Genomic DNA, 994 nt, shown 5'->3' on the forward strand with positions numbered 1-994 from the left:
ATTTACCATCGCGCCAGCTGTTGTGTTTTTACCATTAGGGATATCTCTTAGTTCTTTTATCTCACTGCCTTTTGCGTTGTCGATAAAATACTCAAGTGCTTTTAAATTTGGAGCTACCCACTCACCATTTGGAGTTACTACATTACCGTCAAGATCGATCTTGCCTATCATATTGTGAGCGCCGTCAAGTCCTGAGACTGTTCCTGCGTCGTTATCAGTGTTATCCCTATCTCCACCTTTACCTTGTTGGAAATTTAGCTCTTTTGCTTTAAAGCTTGCCCAAGGCTTAGTGTTGTTCATATAGTATTCGATAAAGTCATTTTGCTTCATACCTTTATGAGCATATTCTGTATTTTCAAAACCGCCAGGTATTTTATTTTTAAAGTCTCTTAACTCAATACCCTTTACGCCATCTTTTTCATAGATATGGTTAAACCAGAAATTTCCTTTTAGTCCGCTACTCATCTCAGACTCTTTTACAAGGCTCATCTCAGTTTCAACGTTTATAGTTATTTTTGCAACTGTATCAAGCACGAAATTACCAGTATCTGTTGCAGTATTGCCGTCTCTTCCAGTAGCTACTATTTTTACTTCATAATCGCCATCATGATTGCCATTTACACTTAACTCGTTAGTTGTAAATTTAAATTTACCATCAGCATAGTCGCTTGGATTTAGAGTTTTTGTAAAGACTTCGTGTCCGTCCTTATCAAGCACGCTAACAACCGCTCTTACAGCAGTTGGATCTACTGTGCCGCTTATAGTTGGTGTAGCGTCATTTGTGCGAGGTACGTTTCGTGCGTCGTCTAGGCTATAATCGCCTTGTATAGTTCCAAAGTTATCATTTAGTGTTTTGATATCAACACTAATTGGAGGTATCACCTCTGGTGTCTCAGAGTCAGCGCCTGCGTTGCCGTCATTATAACCGCCGATTGAGTTTTCTGGAGCTTGAAAAGCCCTGCTTGAATCAGGTAAATTTCTATAATCATCAGTA

Annotated in this window: 1 protein-coding gene; it reads right to left on the reverse strand. The window is 39.2% G+C overall.

All coding sequences use genetic code 11. The annotated features are described in order from the left end of the window. On the reverse strand, positions 1-994 hold a 994-nt coding region (locus UNSWCS_RS12160; protein ID WP_035144179.1), incomplete at both ends, for an Ig-like domain-containing protein.

The organism is Campylobacter concisus UNSWCS (assembly GCF_000466685.1).
Classification (GTDB): Bacteria; Campylobacterota; Campylobacteria; order Campylobacterales; family Campylobacteraceae; genus Campylobacter_A; species Campylobacter_A concisus_A.